Annotated in this window: 5 protein-coding genes; 1 reads left to right on the forward strand and 4 read right to left on the reverse strand. The window is 40.1% G+C overall.

Features of this window, described 5'->3' with window-relative positions:
* Both LC574_RS19360 and LC574_RS19365 read right to left on the reverse strand, forming a co-directional pair.
* The coding region (locus LC574_RS19360) for a phospholipase D-like domain-containing protein (protein WP_229455005.1) at positions 1-1601 on the reverse strand (1601 nt) is incomplete at its 3' end.
* A gap of 201 nt (positions 1602-1802) precedes the next feature.
* Positions 1803-2222 carry a hypothetical protein gene (locus LC574_RS19365; protein WP_229455006.1) on the reverse strand — a complete coding sequence of 140 codons (420 nt, stop codon included), beginning with the start codon at positions 2220-2222 and terminating at the stop codon, positions 1803-1805.
* 471 nt (positions 2223-2693) lie between these two features.
* Between LC574_RS19365 and recA the strand changes: the two genes are divergently transcribed.
* Entirely contained in the window at positions 2694-3773 is a 1080-nt protein-coding gene (gene recA, locus LC574_RS19370) for a recombinase RecA (RefSeq protein WP_229455007.1), read from the forward strand.
* A 451-nt stretch (positions 3774-4224) separates the two neighbouring features.
* On the opposite strand, the gene LC574_RS19375 is transcribed toward recA, so the two are convergent.
* Together LC574_RS19375 and LC574_RS19380 are read right to left on the reverse strand one after the other, a co-directional pair.
* Positions 4225-4947 carry an FHA domain-containing protein gene (locus LC574_RS19375; protein WP_229455008.1) on the reverse strand — a complete coding sequence of 241 codons (723 nt, stop codon included), beginning with the start codon at positions 4945-4947 and terminating at the stop codon, positions 4225-4227.
* Positions 4948-5624: 677 nt separating this feature from the next.
* Positions 5625-6884 (reverse strand): serine/threonine-protein kinase (locus LC574_RS19380; RefSeq protein ID WP_229455009.1); only part of this gene is annotated, 1260 nt, incomplete at its 5' end.

Below are 6884 nucleotides of genomic sequence, written 5' to 3' on the forward strand. Positions count from 1 at the left end.
GCTTGTATATTCTTCGACCTTAACCCCTGAAGTGCCACATTTAACCATACAGGCAGAAGTTCCAGCCAATTATTTTGCTGTATCTCTTTGAGTGCAATATCTTCCATACCTAGCGCACCCCACATACATAACGACTCTATAGCTAGTTTATAATTGCGGTTTCCTAAAGCATTTTTCCATAATTTTTCAGCGTGATTTTGGAAGCGATTAGCGAGAAATTCATAAGCTTCCTGAACTTGATGTGTGATTGTAACTTTATAAACTGACTCACCTCGTGGTAGGTAATCGCCGCGATAGGATAACCAGTTATGAGATCCGCAAAGATGGATTTGTTTATCAACTATTACTTCTTTAACATGGGAATCTCCCAACCAAAAAACCTGTACAGATGGTAAACCATCAGGTGTTTTGATAGCTCGAAGTTTTTTCTCTACTTCTGGTGGAATTGGTTTATCTTCATCTTCTTGTCGCCGCGCAATTCCATGTCCAATTAAAATCCGAACTCCGCGATTAGCTAATTTCTGTAATAAATTTAGGAATTTTTCATTGACAACTGCCTGATTAACCCAAGGAGAATAAATTAGAATCTGACTTTTAGCTGAATTTAAAACTTCTGAGAAAGCTAGGCTAATTTGTCCATCGCGTAACTGTACGGCTTCTCCTAACGGTTTATAGTTATCTATCTCACTAGTAGTTTTTGTGGCAGCTTCTAGCGCCTTTTGGCGAATATTTTCAAACCGAGCTTCTATTTCAGAATTTTTCTGGTTGAGAATGGCTTCACGTTCAAAGTTGATGGTTTCGGTTGACAATTTACATAATGCTTGCAAAGATATTTTACCTTCAGTGTGTAGCACTTCTAACCAATTTGATGCTGACTCTAAAATTTGCTTTCCATTCCTTATTTGAATGCTCAATTTATCTTCAAGAGCATCAAAGATAACGAAAAGCGATATTTTCCTCCAGATTTTTTGAGTCGAAGCTAGTACCCTATAGGAAGTTACGATTTTTCCTTCTTCTGGTACATGAAGTGCTAAACCTGAAGCTTGAATACTTTTTTGGATTTCCTCAAGGGGTAAGGAAGCAATATCAGCAATTGTATGATCAATAGTGATAAAGTCTGCCAAGTCAGGTAAAGTTATCGTTGTCTCGTTTAAGGATTCAGATTGGAAGGTTATCTTGTCGCTTAAAGGGTCTGTAATAGCATAAATTTGTATAGGATATGGCGGCTGTGGTACAGACCCTTTTTCATAAAATGAGCGACCTTCAGGAGTAACTGTTAGTGGCGATGTTGGTGATAGAGTTTGTAAGGAACGAAGAGTTGTAGTAGTAGTTTTAATAAATACAGAATCAAGCCCAAGTACAGAGGCTAATTCATCCTCTGTTGGCGGAGGTTGAAATTCAATAGCGGCGCGGATAATAAATTCTTCAAGTACGTTAAACTGGCGAGGTTCCTTAATGTTTACTTCTACCTGAGTTTGCCGCAAACTATAATGGAATTCACGCGCTGCTAACACTGATAAACTAGGACTTTGCGCTTCTATTTCGTCTACCAGTTTTTTGAGATTTTCATCAATCGGTTTAGCAGAAGAGGCGAGAAACATCAACGAAACCTCCATGTAGACGCACGATATTTGAAACTTCGGAGTACATACTCCCGACTTGTCCACGCTGCTGAGTGAATAGGGAGGGAACTAGACCAGGGAGCTTCGGTTAAAAATGGTGTAAACGATGGTAAGTTATCCCTACTGCATTCTCTGCCATTTGGAATAGCTTTTTTCTCTCACTTTCTTCCAATAATCCCCCTAAATAATGCCTAAACTCTCTTTTTTGAGCTGCTCATTAACTTCAATTAAATTTTTATTTTGAGAATATATTGTTTTGAGTTCAATTTCTAAAATATTATTTTTCTGAGACAAGCTTTTAATTTCAGCTTCGTATTTTTCTCTTTCCTGTTTTGGATACTTTTTTACTTGGTCAATTTTGGCAGCATATTCCTGCTCCTTCAACTCAATCTCCTTAGTTTTCTTCGTTACCAAACCTTTCTGGGCAGCTTGAAGACGCTGACGCTTAATTAATTCAGAACCAGCAAAATGCGAAATAGCTCTGCGAATGGTAATTTCATCAGGATTGGTACTAAAGTCAATTACTTCCAAAGCACGCATAGCATCTGCTTTTGTCCATCCCTCACTTTCAAGTAGTTTAATAGACTGTGACTTATTCACGTTTGCTGAAGATAGTTTATGTAATTTATGTTACCATATATCAATACATTATCTCCATGCCAACAAGCCGGATTCAAGCATAGCAGTAACTTTACTAGACTTATCGATGCTGGAGACTACTTAGTTTTTGGTTGTGGGCGATCAAGATTTGACGAGCGATCGCATCACGATAGAGGTTTTCTCTTTCCAAAACAAAGCAGTCTCATTATGTACAGTGCATAAGGTCAGTTGTTTAAATAATTTTTTGTTGAAAATCCCTTGCTTACCCAGCCAAAAAAAGCTATCTCTCAATGCAAGTTGGTATCATTGTGCAAGACTACCCTAATCTGGTAGCGATCGAGTTACGATCTTGTCACACCCTTTTTTTGATTTGAGAAGTCCTATTCCAGAATTTTCTGGTTAAAATAGTATATCTGTTCTACTCAATCTCCCAGAGCAACACTCCTTAAAACCATATATTTAGAGGCAAGAATGGCTATCAACACCGATACTTCAGGCAAGCAAAAAGCACTGACTATGGTGCTCAACCAGATTGAGCGCAGCTTTGGTAAAGGAGCAATCATGCGCCTGGGCGATGCCACCCGGATGCGGGTAGAGACGATTTCCAGTGGGGCGCTTACCCTAGATTTAGCATTGGGTGGTGGTTTACCCAAGGGACGGGTAATTGAAATTTATGGCCCGGAAAGTTCCGGGAAGACTACAGTAGCGCTACATGCGCTCGCCGAAGTGCAAAGAAATGGCGGTATTGCTGCCTTTGTTGATGCAGAACACGCCCTTGATCCTACTTATGCTGCGGCATTGGGTGTAGACATTGACAATTTGCTGATTTCCCAACCTGACACAGGCGAATCAGCTTTGGAAATTGTCGATCAGCTGGTTCGCTCTGCTGCGGTTGATATTGTAGTCATTGACTCAGTAGCAGCACTGGTTCCCCGTGCTGAAATTGAAGGCGATATGGGTGACGCCCACGTTGGTCTGCAAGCACGGTTAATGAGCCAAGCCCTGCGTAAAATTACTGGCAACATTGGTAAATCTGGTTGTACAGTAATTTTCATCAACCAGTTGCGGCAAAAAATTGGTGTTACCTACGGTAGCCCAGAAACTACTACTGGCGGTAACGCATTGAAATTTTACGCTTCGGTGCGCTTGGATATTCGCCGAATTCAAACCTTGAAAAAAGGTACTGATGAATTTGGTAATCGCGTTAAAGTCAAAGTCGCTAAAAATAAAGTAGCGCCGCCTTTCAGAATCGCTGAATTTGACATTATTTTTGGTAAAGGTATTTCTACCTTGGGCTGTCTTGTTGATTTAGCAGAAGAAACTGGCATTATTGTCCGCAAAGGTGCTTGGTATAGTTACAACGGCGATAATATCTCCCAAGGACGAGACAACGCCATTAAATATCTAGAAGAAAAGCCAGAATTTGCTGACGAAATCAAGAAACTGGTGCGGGAAAAGCTAGATAAAGGTGCTGTTGTTTCTGCTAACTCCGTAGCTAAAAGCAGTGAAGAAGATGAAGAGGAAGACATCGATTTAGAGCCAGAAGAATAAGGAATGCGGATTTATCTGCAACTTTTAATATGTAGTGGGTTACATAAACTGCTAACCCACCTTTTTCAAAGTATTGATGAGTTACAGCAGTCTGAACCTCACCCGGTATTTGAGTAAAGCAAACACTCCCCTCTTTGATGCTTTGGAGAGGGGCAGCAGGGTGGTTTCATACGAAAAAAGAAAAATACATAAGGGACTTCCAAATAAAAAAATATCCAATTATTTATTGTGGGGTGGGCGTCTCGCCCGCCCTTGATTACGGGCGGGCAAGATGCCCACCCCACAAGATTGTATAGTTTATTTCTTGGAAATCCATAAGTCTTGATTTCTCGTTTTGTGTCGGGGTCTAAATCCCCGACACAAAACGCGCTGCCTGTAGAGACAGGGGACTTAAACCCCCAAAGTTCGTTAAAAATAAACTGCAATAATTTCCAATTTGATAGCTAGGATTCTATGGTATTTGTCTACTAAAAAAGCGGTCTAAAATTTCTGATTTCTGTTCTGAACTGAAATTGTCATACCAATCTTCAAACTTCTCAACTAGTCCAGAATTTCTGAAAATTTCTAAATTATCATTTGGTTTTTCAGTCAAAAGTTTTGGCCTGTTATGGGGATAAGTAAGTATTTCTACTTGATTATCCCTCTTTCGATGCATAAGTTGCATTAATAACTCCATTGCTACAGTTGGCAAAACGCGGGACGTAGAATTCATGAAAAAATCAAAAGTCATATTACCTAGACGGATGCGATCGCCATCTTTGAGCTTGATCGGCCCAAAAGCGCGATCGCCATTAACAAATGAGCCATTGGTACTGTTGAAGTCTATAAAGTAGAAGCCTTGCTCATCAATATATTGAATAGCAGCGTGGCGACGAGACATATAACTATCAACAATGCAAATACCACTGCTGCGATTACGACCTATTGTCCAGATTTGCTGTGGCTGCCGTAAACTTTGGGTCTGATTGTCGGACAAATTAGTCATCAAATAAACAGCAGAAGTATCCACTACACCATGTACGTAACATGCCTTCCCTCTCGTCAACGACGGTTGAGATAGGTTTTCTAGCTGAAGAATTTCATCTAGAAGGCTGCTGTGGTGTTCATACAACTTAAGAAATACCTGATATAAAGTTAATCTCCGTTCTATTTCCGTTTGTGCAAAGTCAGCCATTATACGTAAACCTTGTATTACCTGATTTCGCTTGTGAATATTCGGCTTCAGCCTACAACCAGGGATAATTAATTTTTAACTTTCTGCTGCCATCTGAAAACTTGAGTGGCTTAAGAGCGTTAGATTTTACAATTTTTAAATGCGAGATTCCCTGTTGTTTCTAGCCATAAAAAGCATGGAAACATCTAAAAAAAAGTATTATTATGCTTTATTGTTTATTGTAAATAATCATTTGTTATTTGTAACAGATAGAAAATATAAAGATTTGATGAAAACTTGCTAACTATCTACGTATTTTTGCTACATAAGAGGATATTTCTTAACATTTGTAAGAACGATGACTATCGTTCAACCCAACTATAACCATCCTGAATTATTCGTGATAAACAAGATCCCCGACAACTTTTACGAAGTCGGGGATCTGCGGGTTGGGTTGGAATTCTCACAAAGAAAATAGGATTGTTATTATCTATTTGGTCAATTCTGAATAAATCTGAGTTTTATTGATAAGAATAAGGGCTGATTTATCTAAGCTCATGAGAAAATAGAAGCCTTGTGAGCTTTATAAAACAATACAGTTCAGTTTAATACTTGATCCTCCCTAAGCCTCCTTAAAAGAGAGGGAACTAGTCTGGGAGGCAGGGCAAGCGAGTAATTCTTAAATTTAAATTTTCAACTCACAACAAGCCTCGTTTTCCATTGGGGCGGATGGTCATCCAGTTTGTTTTTGCTAGTGCAAGCTGCTCATCAGAAATTTTGGCACTGGTGAGATTAGCACCACACAGATTAGCTCCTCGGAGGTTGGCATTACTGAGATAAGCATTGCTGAGGTCTGCGCCTCGCAGGTCTGCCCCTTCTAAATCAGCATGGTTAAGGTATGCTTTGCTTAAATTAGCATCCTTGAGATTTGCTCGAGTGAGACTGGCTCTGCCAAAGTCACTATTGTGAAGATTAGCTCCCTGGAGATTGGTATTTTGCAATTGAGTGGAATGGAAATTTGTTTGGGATAAGTCAGCACCTTGCAGATTCAGCAAACTTAAATTGTGTAAAGCAAAATCTCGTCTTCCCTTCTGATAGGCAGTTAATAAGCCTTGGGTATCTAATTTACGCTCAACTTTAGAAGTTTTAACTTGTGAACTATTACTATTGTTGTTAACAAAAGTTGCTGATTTGGCCATCCCAGAACCCTGGTGTAATCCAGCTGCTTCTGCTGCTGCCTTGGCTCGTCTAGCGCGAATTGCTGCCGCTACCTGTGCCACTCCTGTACTGGTAGCAGCAGCAGAGTTGTTAGATAAAACAGCAGAATTTTCTAGGTGATTATGTGTTCGCTCTTTAGACCCAGTATCTGATTTAATTAATAAACCTTTTGCTAAACTTTCTAAGTATGGTTCTATTTCCAATGCTCTGAGAACTTCTGTCGCTGACTGATAGCGATTACGTACAGACACCTCCAACATTTTTCGCAATACATGGCTCAAGTGATCACTCACTTGCACAAGTTGCTCCCACATCATCTCGCCAGTGTTGGGATTGTAATCTAAATCTTTAGGAGTTTTGCTAGTCAGTAAATAAATGCATGTTACCCCCAGTGCATAGATATCACTGGCGTAGACTGGACGCATAGCCATTTGCTCTGGAGGTGCAAAACCAGGAGTACCAATGGCATAGGCAGTTAATGCTGTCTGTCCTGATTGATTTACCGCACCTTGGCTGATTTGGTCTTTGACGGCACCAAAGTCGATGAGCACCATTCTGGCATCTTGAGTGCGGCGAATTAAGTTGGCTGGCTTGATATCACGGTGGATCACCTTTTGATCGTGGATGTATTGCAGTAGTGGCAGAATCTCGCTCAAAAATTGCTTGACCCCAGTTTCGCTTAAGATGCCGTTAAGTTTGATCTCTTCCTGCAAGGTATCACCATTGATGTATTCTTGAAC

The sequence above is a fragment of the Nostoc sp. CHAB 5715 genome, from assembly GCF_020829685.1.
Taxonomy (GTDB): domain Bacteria; phylum Cyanobacteriota; class Cyanobacteriia; order Cyanobacteriales; family Nostocaceae; genus Nostoc.